General features: G+C 69.5%; 15 protein-coding genes and 1 pseudogene. 7 read left to right on the top strand and 9 right to left on the bottom strand.

Features of this window, described 5'->3' with window-relative positions; all coding sequences use genetic code 11:
- The 8 genes and pseudogenes from V7Z82_RS17955 to V7Z82_RS17920 form a co-directional block, all read right to left on the bottom strand.
- Positions 1–1169: pseudogene (locus V7Z82_RS17955) on the bottom strand (peptidase C14); the annotation flags it as partial.
- Between the two features lie 132 nt (positions 1170–1301).
- Positions 1302–2252, bottom strand: a complete 951-nt coding sequence (locus V7Z82_RS17950; RefSeq protein WP_334153165.1) for a hypothetical protein — start codon at positions 2250–2252, stop codon at positions 1302–1304.
- Positions 2249–3247, bottom strand: coding sequence for a hydroxyacid dehydrogenase (locus V7Z82_RS17945; protein ID WP_334153164.1), 999 nt, complete (start codon positions 3245–3247; stop codon positions 2249–2251). Before V7Z82_RS17945 ends, V7Z82_RS17950 begins: the two co-directional genes overlap by 4 nt.
- Positions 3244–4305 carry a dihydrodipicolinate synthase family protein gene (locus V7Z82_RS17940; protein WP_334153163.1) on the bottom strand — a complete coding sequence of 354 codons (1062 nt, stop codon included), beginning with the start codon at positions 4303–4305 and terminating at the stop codon, positions 3244–3246. Before V7Z82_RS17940 ends, V7Z82_RS17945 begins: the two co-directional genes overlap by 4 nt.
- The gene (locus tag V7Z82_RS17935) at positions 4305–5348 is read right to left on the bottom strand and encodes an NAD-dependent epimerase/dehydratase family protein (protein ID WP_334153162.1); all 1044 of its coding nucleotides are present in this window, start codon (positions 5346–5348) and stop codon (positions 4305–4307) included. Before V7Z82_RS17935 ends, V7Z82_RS17940 begins: the two co-directional genes overlap by 1 nt.
- Positions 5349–5367: 19 nt before the next feature.
- Entirely contained in the window at positions 5368–6270 is a 903-nt protein-coding gene (locus V7Z82_RS17930) for a carbohydrate ABC transporter permease (protein ID WP_334153161.1), read from the bottom strand.
- Positions 6267–7172, bottom strand: coding sequence for a carbohydrate ABC transporter permease (locus V7Z82_RS17925; protein ID WP_334153160.1), 906 nt, complete (start codon positions 7170–7172; stop codon positions 6267–6269). The genes V7Z82_RS17930 and V7Z82_RS17925 overlap by 4 nt, the downstream gene beginning before the upstream one ends.
- Before the next feature lie 71 nt (positions 7173–7243).
- Positions 7244–8485: an ABC transporter substrate-binding protein gene (locus V7Z82_RS17920; protein ID WP_334153159.1), complete on the bottom strand. Its 1242-nt coding sequence runs from the start codon at positions 8483–8485 to the stop codon at positions 7244–7246.
- A 189-nt stretch (positions 8486–8674) separates the two neighbouring features.
- Between V7Z82_RS17920 and V7Z82_RS17915 the strand changes: the two genes are divergently transcribed.
- The 4 genes from V7Z82_RS17915 (at position 8675) to V7Z82_RS17900 (ending at position 13237) form a co-directional block, all read left to right on the top strand.
- Positions 8675–9847: an ROK family transcriptional regulator gene (locus tag V7Z82_RS17915; protein WP_334153158.1), complete on the top strand. Its 1173-nt coding sequence runs from the start codon at positions 8675–8677 to the stop codon at positions 9845–9847.
- Positions 9844–10848, top strand: a complete 1005-nt coding sequence (locus V7Z82_RS17910) for a Gfo/Idh/MocA family protein (protein WP_334153157.1) — start codon at positions 9844–9846, stop codon at positions 10846–10848. Before V7Z82_RS17915 ends, V7Z82_RS17910 begins: the two co-directional genes overlap by 4 nt.
- On the top strand, positions 10845–11870 hold the full coding sequence (locus tag V7Z82_RS17905; RefSeq protein ID WP_334153156.1) for a Gfo/Idh/MocA family protein: 1026 nt from the start codon (positions 10845–10847) through the stop codon (positions 11868–11870). The genes V7Z82_RS17910 and V7Z82_RS17905 overlap by 4 nt, the downstream gene beginning before the upstream one ends.
- A gap of 365 nt (positions 11871–12235) precedes the next feature.
- Positions 12236–13237 (top strand): magnesium and cobalt transport protein CorA, encoded by a 1002-nt coding sequence (locus tag V7Z82_RS17900; protein ID WP_334153155.1) that lies wholly within the window; start codon positions 12236–12238, stop codon positions 13235–13237.
- Here the strand turns inward: V7Z82_RS17900 and V7Z82_RS17895 are convergent, their stop codons facing one another.
- Positions 13238–13768 (bottom strand): cytochrome C5, encoded by a 531-nt coding sequence (locus V7Z82_RS17895; protein WP_334153154.1) that lies wholly within the window; start codon positions 13766–13768, stop codon positions 13238–13240.
- A gap of 55 nt (positions 13769–13823) precedes the next feature.
- Here V7Z82_RS17895 and V7Z82_RS17890 point away from each other — a divergent pair, with 55 nt between their 5' ends.
- From V7Z82_RS17890 to V7Z82_RS17880, 3 genes are all read left to right on the top strand, one after another.
- Positions 13824–14543 (top strand): SGNH/GDSL hydrolase family protein, encoded by a 720-nt coding sequence (locus V7Z82_RS17890; RefSeq protein WP_334153153.1) that lies wholly within the window; start codon positions 13824–13826, stop codon positions 14541–14543.
- 53 nt (positions 14544–14596) lie between these two features.
- Positions 14597–16774: an alpha-galactosidase gene (locus tag V7Z82_RS17885; RefSeq protein ID WP_334153152.1), complete on the top strand. Its 2178-nt coding sequence runs from the start codon at positions 14597–14599 to the stop codon at positions 16772–16774.
- 177 nt (positions 16775–16951) lie between these two features.
- The gene (locus V7Z82_RS17880; RefSeq protein WP_230114762.1) at positions 16952–17296 is read left to right on the top strand and encodes a PadR family transcriptional regulator; all 345 of its coding nucleotides are present in this window, start codon (positions 16952–16954) and stop codon (positions 17294–17296) included.
- Position 17297 lies beyond the last annotated feature (1 nt).

Here is a 17297-nt window from a genome sequence, read left to right as displayed (position 1 = left end):
CGCGCGTTGGCCGTGTGGCAGTTCGCGACGTAGCCGTAGAGGCAGTAGATCTGCTGGGTCAGGTAGCCGGCGCCGCCCCAGGTGACCGAGGTCGGGTTCTTGAGCGTGCAGCTCACGGTCGAGTAGTAGGTGTTCCAGCGGCGCTGGATGAGCGGCCAGAAGGTGCCGGTGCCGTCGATGTGGTCGACGTCGCAACGCACCGCGTACTCGAAGGCCAGCGGGTGCGAGCCCGTGTACTCGTCGGTCCCGGTGCCGAGGAACTTCAGGTTCGAGACCGTCACGTCCTGCACCGGCACCACGCGACGCCAGGTGATCGAGCGGTCCGCGCCGAGCGGCCAGCCGTTCTTGTAATTGACCCGGATATGGGTGCCGTCGACGATCTGCGTCACCTGCACGAGGCGCTGCAGCTCGCGCTCCCAGCGTCCGGAGAGCGCGTTGACTTCGGCCGCGTACCAGTCGCCGACCGCGAAGAACGAGGAGTCCGCGACCGGGAAGATGTCGGCGAGATCGGGCACTGTCTCATTCAGCCGAGCCTCCTGCACGGCGTCCGTCACCTCGCCGCGGAAGAACATGACGGCGGCGAACGGGTCGTCCTTCGGCGCGTTCTCGATGCCCTGCGTCGTCATCAGGTGGTTGCCGAAGTCGAACGCGAGGTTCGAACGCGTGAAGCGGTGGCGTCGTACGAAGTTCAGATCGGTGTGCGCCTCGATGCGGTGGATCGCGGCGTCGCCGACCATCGCGTCGAGCGCGTCGTCGGCCGGCACACTCCCATCGAAGATGCCGAATGCCCGGAAGTCCACGACGCCGGCGTGCACGCGCACCCAGACGCCCTCCTTGCGCGCGGCGATCACGGTGCCGCCGTTCACCGCAGGGGCGTCCTTCTTGACGAAGCGGTACAGACCGTCACCACCGTCGCCAGGGGTGCCGTACCCGGCCGTGCGCACGAGGTCGCCGCTCTTGCCTTTGAGCGCTGGCAGATCGGTCGCGAGTCCGGCGCTGCCGACGGTCTTCGAGCCCGCGGAGCTCAGCGGCGCGACGGGTCCGGCGGCCTGCGCAGGGGCGGTGGTCGCGACGGCTGCGACGCCGCCGATGGCCGCGGCGCCGAAGCCCGCGAGCAGCATGCGCCTGCTGCGCAGGGCTGCCGTGTCGGTGTTCTCCTGATACGTCATGGTGCTCCTCCTCACGGCGCTGCGCCGCGTCGTGCGTGCGACTCGACGGTCGCGACGCCTGTTCCAGTCAGTCCCCAGTGCCCCCAGTGCCCGAGCGGATGCTCGGGGCAGGCCGTTCCGTGGTGCCGTCTCTCACTCCGAGGCCGCGTCGGGTGCCCTCGCCAGACTCGCCGCGCGGATCGTGTTCGCCACGACGGTGCGCGCCTCGGCCCAGGGAGCCGCGACGCGACGCGACGCGCACTCGCCGAGCAGCTCGCTCGCCAGGCCGCGGAAGCCGAGCGACTCGTTCGCGTCATCGGTCGACAGTGCGAGCGAGCGGATGCCGGATGCCGTCACGACCTCGATGGCGTAGGCATCCGGTCCCGGCACCCCGGTGATCAGCACCTGAGCCGGGACCTCACCGGCACCGATCCGCAGCACACCGGCGAGACCGCCGGCATCCTCCGAGCGCGTGGCCGATCCCGGCGATCGGCGGGTCCAGCCGGATCCGTCGATCAGTTCAGCGCCCGGGGCGATGACGTCGAGCATCTCCCACGCGTGCACGCCGACCGTCACCATCGTGCCGCCGCCGAGCTCGGGGTCGTCCTGCCAGGAGCGGGCCGGCAGCTGGAAGGCAGCGTTGTCGTGCTGCGCCCGCACGCGGATGCTCAGCATCCTCTCCGAGCGGATGCCGTCGGCGAAGGCTCGAAGTGCCGGGGCGAAACGCAGCGGCGAGCTCGTTCCCACCGGGACGGCGGCCGCAGCGATCACACGATCCCGCGCGGCGAGCTGACCGGCGGTCGCCGCCACGACCTTGTTCAGGAACAGCGGAGCACCGGGGTCGATCGTGAGCGCGCGCAGGAACGGCACGACCTCCTGCGGACGCGGCGTCGCGATCACCAGATCGGGTCGCAGCGCGTGCAGCTCCTCGACCGAGGTCAGCACCGCACCACCGAAGCGCGCGGCGAACTCGGCGCTCGACTGCGCATCCGCATCGTGCACGCCCACGATCGCCGCACCGAGGTCTCGCACATTGGCGGCATCCGTCGACGGATGCGAGTGCGCGAGCCCCGCGAAGACGACACGCAGCGGTGACGCGGTCATGCCATCGAAGACAGCTGTGCGCGGTCGATCGTGTGCTCGAGCGGCCTGCCGTGGGCGAAGGCCTCGATCTCGTCCGCGACGATGCGACCACCGCGACGACGACCCTCGGTCGTGCCGGCGGCCCGGTGCGGCGTGAGCAGCACCCCGGCGAGGGAACGAAGCGTGCTGTCGGCCGCGAGCGGCTCCTCGTCGAACACGTCGATCGCGGCGCTGATCCGCCCGGTGCGCAGCTCGTCGACCAGCGCGGCCTCGTCGACCAGCCACGACCGCGCCGTGTTCACCAGGCCGGCGCCGTCGCGCAGCAGGGCGAGCTCGCGGCGACCGATCAGGTGGTGCGTCTCAGGCAGCGTCGGCGCGTGCACGGCGACGATGCGCGCTCGGCGCAGCGCCTCATCGAGCGGGACGAGGTCGGCGCCGAGGGCTGCTGCGGCATCCGCATCGATCGTCGGGTCGACCAGCAGCGGCTCCGCGCCGAGGGCCCGGATCATCGTCAGGTACGCACGACCGGTGCGCGAGGCCCCGACCACCGCGATCGGGGCGCCGAAGATCTCGTGCTGGGCACCGACGGCATCCGCGTCGTACCAGCCGCCTGCGCGCAGCATGCTGTGCATCTCGGGGATCCGATGCAACAGGGCGAGCGTGAAGGCCAGCGACACCTCGGCCACCGGCCGTGCCATCGCCGCCCCGGCCTGGGTCACCGTGACGCCGCGGTCGAACAGCGCCTCGGTCGCGAAGGCCTTGATCGACGCACCGGTGTGCGCCACGAGCTGCAGCGCTGGCAGCATCGCCAGCGCCGCCGCGTCGAAGGGACCGACACCCCAGCTCGTGATGACCACGCGTGCGCTGCCGAGCTCGGCATCCGTCAGCCGATCGACGCGCTGGAACGAGCCGCCGAGCCTCGCCGCGATGGTGTGCAGGCGCTCGACGTCGGCCTCGGCGAAGAACTCCTCGCAGAGCGCTTCCGAGACGACCGCGATGACGCTGGGGGCGCTCATCGCAACCACGCCTCGAGGTGCTCGGCGATGAACGCGTCGTCGTTCAGCGCGGGGTACTCGCGACGCACCCGCTCGATCTCCTCGGCCTGACCGGGCGAGAGCCCCTCGTCGGGGTCGAGGCACCAGACGCCGTCGAGCAGCCCCTGCTGGCGGAGCATCTCGTGCACGCCGGCGATCACGCCGTGGAAGTCGTTCGCCGGATCGAACACGGCCTGGTTCACATCGACCATGTCGGAGGCGATGAGGCCGAGCTCGAGGTAGGCCCCGGCATCCCCCGCCATCGCCAGGCGCGCCTGATCGAGCAGCGCGACCGCCGCGCGAGTGCCGACCGCCCACTGCCCGAGCAGCCCGCCGACGAAGCGCAGCGCGCGCTCACCGGTCGGCGAGTCCACGTGGAACTCAGACAGCAGGTCTGCGACGATCGCGTCGTCGTTGCCCGTGTAGAGCGCGATCTCGTCGGCGCGTCCAGAGGCGGCGACGCCGCGCACGAGTTCGAGCGTGCGATAGCGGTCGAAGGGCGCCGCCTTCACGGCCACGACCGAGGGGATCGCCGCGAACTCGCGCCAGAAGTCGCGGTCGAGCACCGGGCCGCCGATCGCGGTCTGCAGGTAGAAGCCGACCAGCGGGCTGACCTCGCCGACCGCGCGCGCCCGGTCGAGCAGCGCGGCGTCATCGGCGCCCTCGACGCGCGGGCTCAGCAGCACGGCGTCGTAGCCGAGGTCGCGGGCGAGCTGTGCCTCTGCCACCGCCTGCGCGGTGTCACCGGTGACGCCGGCGATGCGCACGACATCCGCGCCGGCCCGTGCATCCAGCTCCTCGGCGGCGAGCGCGAGCACCGGCTCGAACAGCGCGTGCTCCGGGTCGCGGATCTCGAACTGCGTCGTGTGCACGCCGACCGCGATGCCACCGGCACCGGCGTCGAGGTAGTAGCGGGTGAGCGCGCGCTGGCGGCGCTCGTCGAGCGTGCGCTCCGCCGTGAGCGCGAGGGGATGCGCCGGGATCACGGCACCGCGGGCGAGGGTCGCCGCGGCCTCAGGGCGCAGGGTCGGCACCGCCATCAGAACTTCCCGTCCCGCACGGCCCACTTCGTGGGCTTGGCGATCATCGGCAGGCCTTCGGTGATCCACGCGGCCTGCATGCCGATCAGCGTCTCGGCCGAGACCGAGGGGTAGCCGAACAGCGCCATGCAGCGTCGCGCATCGCTGAGCAGCGCGGTCGGCAGCGGCTCGTCGACGAGCGTGACCTCGCGGTCGAACAGGGTGCCGAAGCGGCGCGCGATCGACTCGACGCTCAGCAGCTCCGGGCCGGTGAGGTTGATCGTGAACGGGTCGGTCGACGCGTGCACGAGGCTGCGCAGCACCACCTCGTTCGCGTAGCCCTGCCAGATCACGTTCACGTTCGCGGTGGCGACCGAGACCGGCTCGCCCGCGTGCACGGCGCTGCCGATGTCGGCGAGCACGCCGTAGCGCAGGTCGACCGCGTAGTTCAGGCGGATGATCGCCACTTTGGTGCCGCGCTCCTGCGCGCCGAACTCGAACACGCGCTCCCGGCCGAGGCAGGACTGCGCGTACTCCCCGATCGGCGACGGCGCGAGCTCTTCGGCTGCACCGCCGGAGGAGGCTGGCACGAAGGGGTAGATGTTGCCGGTGGAGAGCACCGAGATCGCGCTGTCGCGGTACCGGCGGGCCACCCGGTCGGGCAGCGCGGCGTTGACCTCCCAGGCCCACGAGGCGTTGGTCGCCGCGCCGAACTTCGCGCCGACCATGAACACCACGTTCGGCGCATCCGGCAGCGAGCTGAAGTCGTCGTTCTCGATCAGGTCGAAGGAGACGACCTTCACCCCAGCACCCTCGAGGCGCTCGCGGATCGCGGCGTCACCGAAGCGCGAGACGGCGTAGACCGCGTCATCCCGCCGTCCCGCGGCGTCCATGCCGCGACGGGCGAGCATCGCCAGGGTCGGACCCATCTTGCCCCCGGCGCCGAGGATCACGAGGTCGCCCGCACCCCGTGCGAGGTCCTCGACGAGTCCGGCGCTCGGTGTGGCCAGGGCCTCTTCGAGCTCCGCCTCCGAGGCGAATGCGCTGAAACTGTGCTGAGTCATGTCGTGCTTTCCCTTCTTCTCAGCCCTTGATCCCGGTACCGGCGACGCCTTCCTGCACGTACCGCTGAGCGATCAGGTACGCGAGGAAGATGGGCAGCAGTGCGACGACGGAGCCCGCGAGCATGGTGCTCAGCGGGACGTTCTGCTGCTGGAGCGACGAGATGCCGACCGTGAGTGTGAACATCGAGTTCGACTTCGCGATGATGAGCGGCCACAGGAAGTCGTTCCAGTGCCACAGGAAGACGAAGATGCCCAGCGTCGCGAGGATCGGTTTGCACAGCGGCAGCACGATCCGCAGGAAGATGCGGAACTCCCCGGCGCCGTCGATGCGCGCGGCCTCGAACAGCTCGTCCGGCAGCCCCTGGATGAACTGACGCATCAGGAACACCGCCTGCGCGTTCGCGAGCGAGGGCAGGATCAGCCCCCAGTAGGTGTCGACGCCGCCGAGGTTCGCCATCAGGATGAACGTCGGGATGAGGGTGACGTGGAACGGCACCATGACCATCGCCAGGAACGACCAGAACATCACCTCCTTGCCGCGGAACCGCTTCTTCGCGAAGGCGTACCCGGCGAGCGCCGAGAGGAACAGCACCGCCACGACCGAGACGAGCGAGTAGATGAGCGTGTTGCCGAGCCAGCCGAGGATGTTCTGCCCGGCGAGCACCTGCTCGTAGGCGTCGAAGGAGATGTCGGTCCAGGGCAGCAGCGAGCCGGGGAGCTCGACGACCTTGCCGGGCTTCAGGCTCAGCACGACCATGGCGTAGAAGGGGAAGAAACTGAGGATGCCGGCGATGCTCAGCCAGATCCAGCGGCCGACGATGCCCCAGCCGGTCGGCTCGAGTGCGCGGAAGGAGCGGCGCTTCCTCGGTGCGGGGGTCGGCGGCGTCTTCGTCGCGGACGGCGGCTGCAGGAGGGCGGTCATTTCTGCTTTCCGATCACGAGGCGCTGGATGAGGGCGACGACCAGGGTCATGATGAACAGCGCGACACCGACCGCGGCGGCGTAGCCGTAGTCGAAGTAGCGGAAGCCCTGGTCGTACAGCAGGTAGACGAGCGAGTAGCTGGCGTTCGCCGGCCCGCCCTGGGTCATCACGTAGATGACGTCGAAGACCTGGAAGGCGGCGGTCGTCTCGATCACCGCGAGGAAGAAGAAGGTGGGCCGCAGATACGGCAGGATGATCCAGCGGAAGCGCTGCCAGGCGTTCGCGCCGTCGACCAGCGCTGCCTCCTCGAGCTCGCGGGGCACGTCCTGCAGGGCCGCGATCAGGATCATCATGCCGTAGCCGAAGCGCGACCAGACCCCGACGACGATGATCGCCGGAATGACGAGGATCGTGCTGCCGAGCCAGGATCCGCCGAGGCCGAGCGGTGCCATCAGGGCCGACCACGGGCCGTTGCTGGAGAAGATCCACACGAAGATCGAGCCGGCGAGCACCAGCGAGGTGATCACCGGGAGGAAGAAGATCGAGCGGAAGAAGCGAGCGCCGCGGAATGCCCGGCGGACGCCGAGGGCCATCACGGTCGAGAGGACGAGCGAGATCGGCACGGCGAAGACCGTGAAGAGCAGCGTGGTGCCCATCGCGCGCCAGAACAGCGGATCGGCGACGAGCCGCTGGAAGTGGTCGAGCCCTCGCCAGGCGATCTCGCCGGTGATGTCGTAGTCGAACAGGCTCAGTGCCACGCCGACGATGCTCGGGCCGAAGCGGAACGCGATGAACAGGAGGAAGGCGGGGAGCACGAACAGGAAGGCCACTCGGGCTTCCCGTCGGGCGAGCACCCTGGTCACCGGTCCTGCTGGCCTCTTCGCCGTGGTTGCGGTCGTCATCAGTCGATACCTCACAGGGGGGATGGAGGGGAAGGGGGCGTGCGGTTCGTTCCGCACGCCCCCGGTCGTGCCTACTTCTTGAGGATCGGCGCCGCGGCCGCGGCGGCATCCTTCAGCGCGTCTGCCGGATCCTTCTGGCCGAGCAGCGCCGCCTGGATCTCCGGCGCCAGCACGCCCATCAGCGCACGCGAACTCGCGTTGAGCTCGCCGACGGTGGTGTCCGGCACGTACTTCTCGACCTCGCCCAGCAGCGCGTCGTCCGCGTAGAGCGGCTCGGTGGTGCTCAGCGCCGAGAAGTAGCCGGCGGCCTTGAGGTAGGGCTCGATCACGTCGGCGCCGGTGGCGTACTCCGCGAACGCCGCCGCAGCCTCTGGAGCCTTCGAGCCCTTGAGCACGGAGAGCGAGCCGACCGTGCCGTAGGCGACGGTCTTCTCATCGGTCAGTGGTGCGAGCACCGTGACGTTCTCCTCGCCCCAGAAGGGTGCGACCTCGGTGACGCCGTTGTTCCATGTGCACGCGACCTTGCCCTGCGCGATCGCGGTCTGCTCGAGCGGCACGTTCGTGGTGAGCGCCTCCGGGTCGAGCGCACCCGACTCGGCGAGGTCGGTGATGAAGGTGAGCGCCTGCTCGCCGGCCTTGCTGTCGAAGCCGACGTCGCCGTCCTTCGTGAAGACCTCGCCGCCCGCCTGCCACAGCAGCGGGTAGTAGGTGAGGTTGAGGGTGTTCTCCGCGGATGCCGGGTAGTTCAGGGCGTACATGCCCTTCTCGGTGAACTTCGGGGCCATCTCGATGATGTCGTCCCAGGTCTCCGGGTACTCCGTGACGCCTGCAGCCTCGAATGCGGCAGCGTTGCAGATGAGGGGCTGGGCGCTCGTCAGCGCGGGGGCGCCCAGGATGTCGCCGTCGATCGTGACCGAGGTCTTGACGTTGGGGAGCAGGTCGCCCTGTCGCTCCTCGCTCAGCAGATCGTTGAGCGGGAGGATCGACTTCTGGTACGCCGCGAGCTGGTCGGGAACCAGGTAGACGACGTCCGGGCCCTTGCCCGCCGCGATCGCGGTCTGGAGCGCCTCGTCACGGTTCGCCCACGGGAAGATCTCGTACTTCACGTTGACGTCGGTGTTCTCCTGCTCGAACGCGGCGATCGTCGTGTCCCAGAAGTCCTTGTGCATCGTCTCATCGGCGATGACGGGGTACAGCCACACCGTGATGTCCTGCTCTCCCTCGGAGGCGCTGCCGCCTCCGGCCGAACATCCGGCCAACAGGGTGGCGGCCGCGATGCCCGCGGCGATGCCGGTGATCTTGCTGACGCGCATGGTGCTCCTTTGCTTGTGCCGTGCTTGGGTTGATTTATTATGACACTCGTGTGGGATAATTCGTCAAGGGCAAGTTCTCATGTTGTTGTTACGGTTTTGTTTCCGGGGTGAGAACCGAGCCATTTGATTCGAAAATGCGGTGTGCTATTTTGATCGCACCCAGCGACGGCGTAGAAGGAGGGACCGCACATGGTCGTGTCGAACCCGCTGTCGATCGTGGCCCGATCGGCACTGCAGCTTCGTGACGTGGGCCCGGCGACGGTGAACGAGCTGTCCCGCTCGCTCGAGATCTCGCGCACCTCGGTCGAGACCGCGGTCACCGCGCTGAGCGATGCGGGCACGATCATCGACGCGCCGGCGAAGAACGGCGGCGGGGCAGGTCGACCCGCCCGCCGCTACGCATTCCACGCCGCGGCCGGAACCGTCGTCGGCGTCGACATCGGTGTCGCCAGCGTGCGCGTCGTGCTCGCCGACCTCGCCGGCCACGTCATCGCGCAGCACAGCTACCAGGGTGTCGCCGCCCATGACGGCGGCGCCGCGAAGCTCACTGCGGTGATCGACGACATCCGCCACTCCCTCTCGTCCACATCGATCCCGTCATCGCAGGTCAGGGCGATCGGCGTCTCCCTGCCGGGCATCGTCGACGACTCCGGCCGCGTCACCACCTCGGTCGTGATCCCCGAGTGGTCCGGCATCGACATCGGCTCGCAGCTGCATCACGCGTTCGGATGCCCGGTCGCGGTCGACAACGGCGTGCGCCTCGCAGCCGTGGCCGAGCATCACCTGGGCGTCGCGCAGCTCGTCGACGACGTGATCTACCTCTCGGTCGGCAACCGCATCGCGATGGGGCTGATCCTCGGCGGGCGCCCTCGCCGCGGCATCCACAATGCCGCCGGCGACATCGGCCGCCTCGCGTTCCGGGGGCTCGACACCGAGACCGGTCAGATCAGCTGGCGCACCGCCGCCACGGCCGCCGAGGTGTTCGGCGCAGCACGGGCAGGAGATGCGGATGCCCAGGCCGAGCTCGACGCCTTCATCGATGAGCTGGCGCACGGCATCGCGACCCTGATCATGACGGTCGACCCTGCCATGATCGTGATCGGCGGCGGGCTGTCCGCGGCGCACGAGCAGCTGCTCGATCCGCTGCGGGCTGCACTCCCTCACCACCTCGGGCTGCCGTTCCAGGTGCCGCTCGCCGAGGCACGGCTCGGCGCAGAGGCGGCGGCGCACGGCGCGCTCGTGCACGCCTTCCAACGGCACGCCGCCCGGATCTACCGGATCGACGACATGCCGGTGCCGCCGATCACCCCGCTTCCCCACGAGTCCGTGGCCCCGATCGAACCCACCGAGGAGAACCAGTGAGCACGTTGACCGTCGGACTGATCGGCGCCGGCGGGATCTCCCGCGTGCACGCCGATGCCTGGCGCGCCCTCGGCGCGGTCGGCTACGTGACCTCGCTCGTCGGCGCGGAGGAGATCGCCGAGGAGTACGGCTTCACGGTGATCGACGACGTCGATGCACTCGTCGAGCTCGTCGACATCGTCGACATCGTGACGCCCAGCAGCACGCACGCCGACTTCGCCCTCCGCGCGATCGCGCGCGGCAAGGACGTGATCTGCGAGAAGCCGCTCGCGCCGACCGCCGAGATCGCGGCGCGCGTCGCACAGGCGGCAGCGGATGCCGGAGTCCGGCTGTTCCCCGCGCATGTCGTCCGCTACATGGGCGAGTACCGTCGCATCAAGGAGGGCATCGAGGCCGGCCGCATCGGCACGGTCGCGGTGCAGCGCTTCAGCCGGGCGGGCTCCGCGCCGCAGACGCCCTGGTTCTTCTCCGAGCGGGCCGGCGGCGGCGTCATCCGCGATCTGATGATCCACGACATCGACCAGGCCATCTGGTTCGCAGGTCCCGTCGCCTCGGTGTACGCGGTGCAGAACCCGCCGACGGTCGACGACCGCGTGCCGGCTCCCGTCACCTCGCACGTCGTGCTGACGCATCGGAGCGGCGTGATCAGCCACATCCACGGCAGCTGGGTCGCGCCTGGCATGCCGTTCCGCACGAGCGTCGAGGTCGCGGGCACCGAAGGCCGCCTCCGGTACGACAGCGCCGAGGACCAGACGCTCCGCACCGACTCGGTGGCCGACGGCGGCGACGCCGACTACCTGCCGCCGATGTCGCCGCAGGAGAGCCCGTACTACGCAGAGATCGCCGACTTCGTCGCTGCCATCGGTGAGCACCGCGATGCGCTCGTGACCCCGGCCGACGGGATCGAGGCCGTCGCTGTCGCCGAAGCCGCCTACGCCTCGATCGCCGCCGGCGCGGCGATCTCCCTTCCCGCCATCGAGGCCGAGGAGGCCAGCCGATGACCGCTCCCGCCCCGCTGCGGATCGCCGTCCTGTCCTTCGCCCACACGCATGCGCTGAGCTACGTGCACGCGCTGAGGGGGATGCCGGGCGTCGAGCTGATCGCCGCCGACCCCGACGGCGCGAGCGCGCCGGACGATGCGCCCCGCGGCGCAGAGCTCGCCGCCCAACTCGGCGTGGACTACGTCGACACCTACGACGGGGCCTTCGCCTGGAAGCCGGACGCGGTCGTGATCGCAGCCGAGAACTCGCGGCACCGCGCCCTCGTCGAGCGCGCGGCAGCCGAAGGGGTGCACGTGCTCTGCGAGAAGCCGCTCGCGACGACCGTCGCCGATGCGATCGCGATGCGCGAAGCCTGCGAGCGAGCGGGCGTGATCCTGATGGTCGCCTACCCGGTGCGCTTCGCACCGGCCGTGCGCGACGCCATCGGCGAGCTGCGCAGCGGACGGCTCGGCCGAGTGCTCGGCATCACCGGCATCAACAACGGCACCCTCCCGCAGGACCGCGCCTGGTTCACCGATCCGGAGCTCGCGGGTGGTGGCGCGCTCGTCGACCACGTGGTGCACTGCGCCGACCTGCTCGACGAGCTGCTCGGCGAGCGGGCGACGTCGGTCCGCGCCGTCTCGAACGGCATCCTGCACGCGCAGCGCGACCTCACGGTCGAGACCGGCGGACTCGTCACGATCCAGTACCCGAGCGGCGTCGTCGCGACGATCGACTGCTCGTGGAGCTGGCCGCTGAGCTCGCCCACCTGGGGCGGACTCACGCTGCAGATCGTCGCGGAGCGCGGCACGCTGACCGTCAGCCCCTTCGCGAAGGGCGTCGCAGGACACGATGCGCACGGCGAGACCTGGGCGCCGGTCGGCGCCGACCTCGACGCGCTGCTGCTCGAGGAGTTCGTCGCCGCGGTACGCGATGGGCGCCGGCCGCAGCCGGATGCCGGTGTCGGCATCCGCACGGTCGAGATCGTGAAGGCCGCGCAGGCCTCCGCCTCCCGCGGTGGCGAGGTCGTCGCGCTCGCCTGACCTCCTGGGTCCCTGAGCCTGTCGAAGGGCCCGTCCGGATGCTTCGACACGCTCAGCAACCCACGCGGTGCAGCTCAGCAACCCACGGTGCGACTCCCGGGTGCGGACCTCCCAGCATCGAGGCGTATGCTGAGGCGTTGGGTCACGTGACCCCGAGAAGAGTCCCGAAAGGCGGTGATGGCGATGTCCGGTGATAGTTACGACGTCGCCTCGGCTGCGTCGCGACTCCGTGCTCTCTCGCGTTGAGCTTCATCTCCGCGTTCGCACGTCGTTCTCTGCAGCCGTCGGTGGCATCATCCGCCCCCTGACGATTTCTGCGCACCCGGCCTGATGCCGGCGTACGCGAGCGAGAACGGAGCCTGATCATGGCCCTCATCGACAACGGCGTGTACGTCCACGGACGTCGCGTCGAGACCCTGAAGAACCTCGACGAGACCTCGCGCACCCTCGGGGCGCTGGGTGGGATCGCCTGGATCGGCCTGTACCGGCCGAGCGACCAGGAGGTCCGGTCAGTCGCGCGGGAGTTCGACCTGCATCCGCTGGCTGTCGAAGACGCGCTCTCCGGCCACCAGCGGTCGAAGGTCGAGCGCTACGGCGACACGCTGTTCGCCGTGCTGCGGCCAGCCCGATACCGCGACGAGCAGGAGTCGATCGAGTTCGGCGAGCTGCACCTGTTCATCGGCCCCGACTTCGTCGTGACCATCCGGCACGCCGAATCGCCGAACCTGGCCGCCGTTCGCCGCCGCATGGAGGCGAACCCCGAGCTGCTCGCGATGGGACCGGAGGCGGTGCTCTACGCCATCCTCGACGAGGTCGTCGACGAGTACGAGCCGATCGTGGCCGGCCTCCTGAACGACATCGACGAGATCGAGGACCAGCTCTTCGGCGACAGCGACGACGATGCCCTCTCCCGCCGCATCTACGAGCTGTCGCGCGAGGTGATCAACTTCCAGCGGGCGGTGCACCCGCTCGCGGGGATGCTGGAATGGCTGCGCCGCGGCTCCGACAAGTACCGCATCGACGAAGAGCTGCAGCGCTCGCTGCGCGACGTGCTCGACCACGTGATCCGCGTGAACGAGCGGGTCGACTCGTTCAGGGCGATCCTCGAGAACGCGCTGACCGTGCACTCGGCGCTCGTCGCCCGGCGGCAGACCGAGGCCGGTCTCGCCCAGAACGACGAGATCAAGAAGATCTCCTCGTGGGCGGCGATCATCTTCGCGCCGACCCTGGTCGGCACGGTCTACGGCATGAACTTCGAGGTCATGCCCGAGCTGCACTGGGCGTTCGGCTACCCGATGGCGATCGGGGCGATGGCCGTGTTCGCCGTCGGGCTGTTCAGCATCTTCAAGTACAAGAAGTGGCTGTGATCAGTCCTCGTCGGGACCGCTGATGTGGTCGAGGAGATCGTCGAGCGTGTCGAACTCGACGGTCTCCACACCGTCACGCTCACGGACCTCGATGCCGGAGACCTCGAGCTCCTCGTCGAGCTGCACCAGGATCCGCGAGTCCGGGAACTGCTTCGGCGCATCGAAGGCGAGCAGCAGGGCGTCGGCGAAGACGACGACCGAGGTCGCCTCCAGGTCGTCGCGCAGGTCGGTCTGCTCGATGACCGGGGCCTCGTCGTCGACGGCGTCCTCGATGTCGGCAGCGACCTCGTCGATCACGGCGCGCCAACGCGACTCGTTCACCGACAGGATGCGGGCGATCGCCTCGAGCAGCTCGTCCTCGTCGACCTCGTCGTGGTCCTCGAGCTCAGGGTCCACGTTGACGGACACCACGGTGCCTGCCGCGTCGATGGTCGCCCGACCGTAGACCAGGCCGTTCTCGGCCACGGGTTCGTCGAGCAGGCCGCTGTCCACGATGCGGGCGAGAAGGGCGTCGAGTGCAGGCGAGGTCATGTCACCAGTCTTTCGCATCCGGATGCCGAGTGGGGCGGCAGATAGGCTCGTCGTCGTGTCGAACGCCGAATCCCCCGCCTCCGCCGCCACCGATCTCCGCCGTCTCGCCGGTGCCCTCGTCGGCGCCGAGCCGCTGAACTGGGTCATCACGGGTGACTCGATCACCCATGGACTCGTGCACACGCAGGGCGGCCGCAGCTACCCGGAGCACCTGCAGGAGCTCATCCGCGGCGAGCTCGAGCGCGTGCGCGACATCGTGGTCAACTCGGCGGTCAGCGGCCATCGCATCGTCGACATCCTCGACGATTGGGAGCGACGCATCTCGTCATGGCGGCCCGATGTGGTGACGCTGATGATCGGCACCAACGACATGTCGACCGGCGGCCCGCGCGAGGTCATCCCACCCGAGCAGTACGCCGCATCGCTGCGCGAGTTCACCACCCGCGTGCGCGCGCTCGGCGCCATCCCCGTGCTGCAGACGCCGCCGCCGATCGACGTGCGCAACGCCCCGGAGCGGGCGCGCATCGCCGAGTTCGCCGAGGCCGTGCGGGCGGTCGCAGCGAGCGAGGACGTGATCCTCGTCGATCAGCTCGCCGTCATGCTCGAGCTCGGCGGCGGCGCGGTGCCGTGGGGGCTCATGAACGACGCCTTCCACCCGAACGGGACCGGCCACGCGGCTCTCGCCCTCGCGCTCGCGGACGCCCTCGGCATCCGTCCGGCGAACTCGCGCACGATCGCGCTCCTCGAGGGACGAGTCGCGGCAGCTCGCGCGTAGGGCTCAGCACACCGCAGGTTGCGGTGGCGCACGGGAGTGCAGATAATTAATTCATGACGTCAAGTAACGCCGTCCGCGATGAAGCGCCGGTCCTCGAACACCCGATCACCCACCTTCGCAACGGTGGGGTCAGTCTGGTGCTCGCACCGGACGCCTTCGGAGCGCCGGCGGTCGTGCACTGGGGCGCTGCGCTCGCGGCTGCCGACATCGACGGCCTGATCGAGACGTCCACGCCCGCCGTCATGAACAGCTCGCTCGACATCGCACGCTCGTTCTCGATCGCCGCCGGACGCGCGCACGGCTGGTCTGGCACCCCCGCGATCGAGGCGGATGCAGCGGATGCCGTGCTCGACGGGTTCACGCTGATCCGCACCGAGCACGGTGATGGCGATACCGATGGCGGCGTCGCCGAGGCGCGCTTCACGCTCCGCGACGCCGGATCGACCGCCGACGCCACCTTCGACTACCGACTCGATGCGGCCGGGGTGCTGCACGCGTCGGTGACGATCCGGAACATCACGGCGGATGAGTCGATCGACGTCGCGGCTATGCGCCTGCTGCTCCCGCTGCCGGCCAGGGCGGTCGAGGTGGTCGACTTCACCGGACGCTGGACGAATGAGCACATCCCCCAGCGCACCGCGATCCAGGACGGCACGTGGCTCAGGTCGTCGCGCCGCGGGCGTCCAGGCCATGACTCGTCCTTCCTGACACTCACCGGCACCGCCGGCTTCCGCTTCCGCACCGGCGAGGTCTGGGCCGCGCACCTGGCGTGGAGCGGCGACCAGGAGATGCTCGTCGAACGCCTCCCGGAGGGCGCCGGCGTGCATCGGTCCGTGCTCGGCGGCGGCGAGCTGCTCGATCGTGGCGAGATCAGGCTGCACCCCGGAGAGGCTGCTCGCTCATCCGACCTCCTGTTCGCCTGGAGCGACGCGGGCATCGACGGCATCACCGCACGCCTGCACGACAGCATCCGCTCGCGTGCGAGCCACCCGCGCAGCCCGCGCCCACTGCTGCTCAACACGTGGGAAGCCGTGTACTTCGACCACGATCTCGACACCCTCACGGAGCTTGCGACCACGGCGGCGGCGGTCGGGGTCGAGCGCTTCGTGCTCGACGACGGCTGGTTCCACGGACGCCGCGACGACCACGCCGGCCTCGGCGACTGGTTCGTCGACGGCACGGTCTGGCCGGAGGGTCTCGCTCCGATCTCCGAGCGCGTGCACGAGCTCGGCATGCAGTTCGGGCTGTGGTTCGAGCCGGAGATGGTGAACCCGGACTCCGACCTGGCGAGAGCCCATCCGGACTGGATCCTCCGCGAATCGCCCCTGTTGGCCTCGCGCCATCAGTTCGTGCTCGACTTCTCGCGGGTGGAGGTCGCCGAGTACATCCTCGATCGGCTCGATGCGATCATCACCGCGGCATCCGTCGACTTCGTGAAGTGGGACCACAACCGCGACCTGCATGCGGCACTCGGCCCGAACGGCGACCGGCATGTGCGGGCGCACACGCAGGGCGTCTACCGCGTGCTCGACGAACTCCGCCGCCGGCATCCGCTCCTCGAGATCGAATCGTGCGCGAGCGGCGGAGGGCGCGCCGACCTCGGCATCCTGGCCCGCACCGACCGCGTCTGGGCCTCGGACTGCAACGACCCGATCGAGCGGCAGCACATCCAGCGCGGCACCCAGACGCTGCTGCCGCTCGAGCTGATCGGTGCGCACATCGGGCAGGCCGAATCGCACACGACGCATCGCCACGCGACGTTCGCCTTCCGAGCAGTCACGGCGCTGTTCGGGCATGCGGGCCTCGAATGGGATCTCACCGATGCATCGACCGAGGACCTCGCGGCGATCACCGAGTGGACGGCGCTCTATCGAGAGCTGCGCGGTCTGCTGCACTCGGGCGTGACCGTGCGCGCGGACGAGGTGGATGCCGGCACGCTGCTGCACGGGATCGTGAGCCACGACCGGCGCGAGGGCGTTTTCGCGTGGGTGCGCACCGAGACGAGCGGCACCGCGAACAGCCCTCGGGTGCCGATCCCCGGACTCGACCCGCACGTGACCTACCAGGTGCGGGTGCGCGAGGAGGTGGGGGCGGCCAGCCGCCACCAGGTGAGCGATCCCTCCTGGCTGGCCGGCGACCTGACCTGCACCGGTGCCGTGCTCGCGCAGGGCATCCCGCTCCCCGTGCTCAACCCCGGCAACGCGATGCTGCTGCACCTGACCGCGATCTGACGGCTCCCTTCCGCTCGACCCCCTGGCCCCGCGCTGCAGACGCCTGCATCGCGGGGTCTCGTCGTTTCGGGACTGGTGAGAATCTCAGTATTCGGTGTTGCTAAGTACCAGTACTCAGTGTTACTTTGTACCGGTACCCAGCAACACTGAGTACCGAGACGGAGAAGGGAGGACCTGATGGGCAAGCAGATGACCGAGATGCTCAAGGGCACTCTGGAGGGCATCGTTCTGGCCCTCCTCGCCGAGCAGCCGGCGTACGGGTACGAGATCACCACACGGATCCGCGACCACGGGTTCACCGACATCGCCGAGGGCACGATCTACGCACTGCTCGTGCGCATCGAGCAGAAGCACCTCGTCGACGTCGAGAAGGTGCCGAGCGAGAAGGGTCCGCCCCGCAAGGTGTACACCCTGAACGCGCAGGGCCAGCAGGAGCTCGAGGAGTTCTGGAAGACCTGGGACTTCCTCGCGCAGCACATCGCACAGCTGAAGCAGACCAACACAGACAACAAGGAGAACTGAT

Source organism: Microbacterium sp., from assembly GCF_036823965.1.
Classification (GTDB): domain Bacteria; phylum Actinomycetota; class Actinomycetes; order Actinomycetales; family Microbacteriaceae; genus Microbacterium.
The sequence above is the reverse complement of the archived record's forward strand: the minus strand, read 5'-3'. Positions and strand labels throughout refer to the sequence as shown.

Coding starts and splice junctions, on each gene's coding strand:
- V7Z82_RS17950 (WP_334153165.1), bottom strand. CDS start 2,252: ATGACCGCGTCACCGCTGCGTGTCGTCTTCGCGGGGCTCGCGCACTCG.
- V7Z82_RS17920 (WP_334153159.1), bottom strand. CDS start 8,485: ATGCGCGTCAGCAAGATCACCGGCATCGCCGCGGGCATCGCGGCCGCC.
- V7Z82_RS17930 (WP_334153161.1), bottom strand. CDS start 6,270: ATGACCGCCCTCCTGCAGCCGCCGTCCGCGACGAAGACGCCGCCGACC.
- V7Z82_RS17935 (WP_334153162.1), bottom strand. CDS start 5,348: ATGACTCAGCACAGTTTCAGCGCATTCGCCTCGGAGGCGGAGCTCGAA.
- V7Z82_RS17915 (WP_334153158.1), top strand. CDS start 8,675: ATGGTCGTGTCGAACCCGCTGTCGATCGTGGCCCGATCGGCACTGCAG.
- V7Z82_RS17900 (WP_334153155.1), top strand. CDS start 12,236: ATGGCCCTCATCGACAACGGCGTGTACGTCCACGGACGTCGCGTCGAG.
- V7Z82_RS17925 (WP_334153160.1), bottom strand. CDS start 7,172: ATGACGACCGCAACCACGGCGAAGAGGCCAGCAGGACCGGTGACCAGG.
- V7Z82_RS17940 (WP_334153163.1), bottom strand. CDS start 4,305: ATGGCGGTGCCGACCCTGCGCCCTGAGGCCGCGGCGACCCTCGCCCGC.
- V7Z82_RS17885 (WP_334153152.1), top strand. CDS start 14,597: ATGACGTCAAGTAACGCCGTCCGCGATGAAGCGCCGGTCCTCGAACAC.
- V7Z82_RS17945 (WP_334153164.1), bottom strand. CDS start 3,247: ATGAGCGCCCCCAGCGTCATCGCGGTCGTCTCGGAAGCGCTCTGCGAG.
- V7Z82_RS17895 (WP_334153154.1), bottom strand. CDS start 13,768: ATGACCTCGCCTGCACTCGACGCCCTTCTCGCCCGCATCGTGGACAGC.
- V7Z82_RS17880 (WP_230114762.1), top strand. CDS start 16,952: ATGGGCAAGCAGATGACCGAGATGCTCAAGGGCACTCTGGAGGGCATC.
- V7Z82_RS17905 (WP_334153156.1), top strand. CDS start 10,845: ATGACCGCTCCCGCCCCGCTGCGGATCGCCGTCCTGTCCTTCGCCCAC.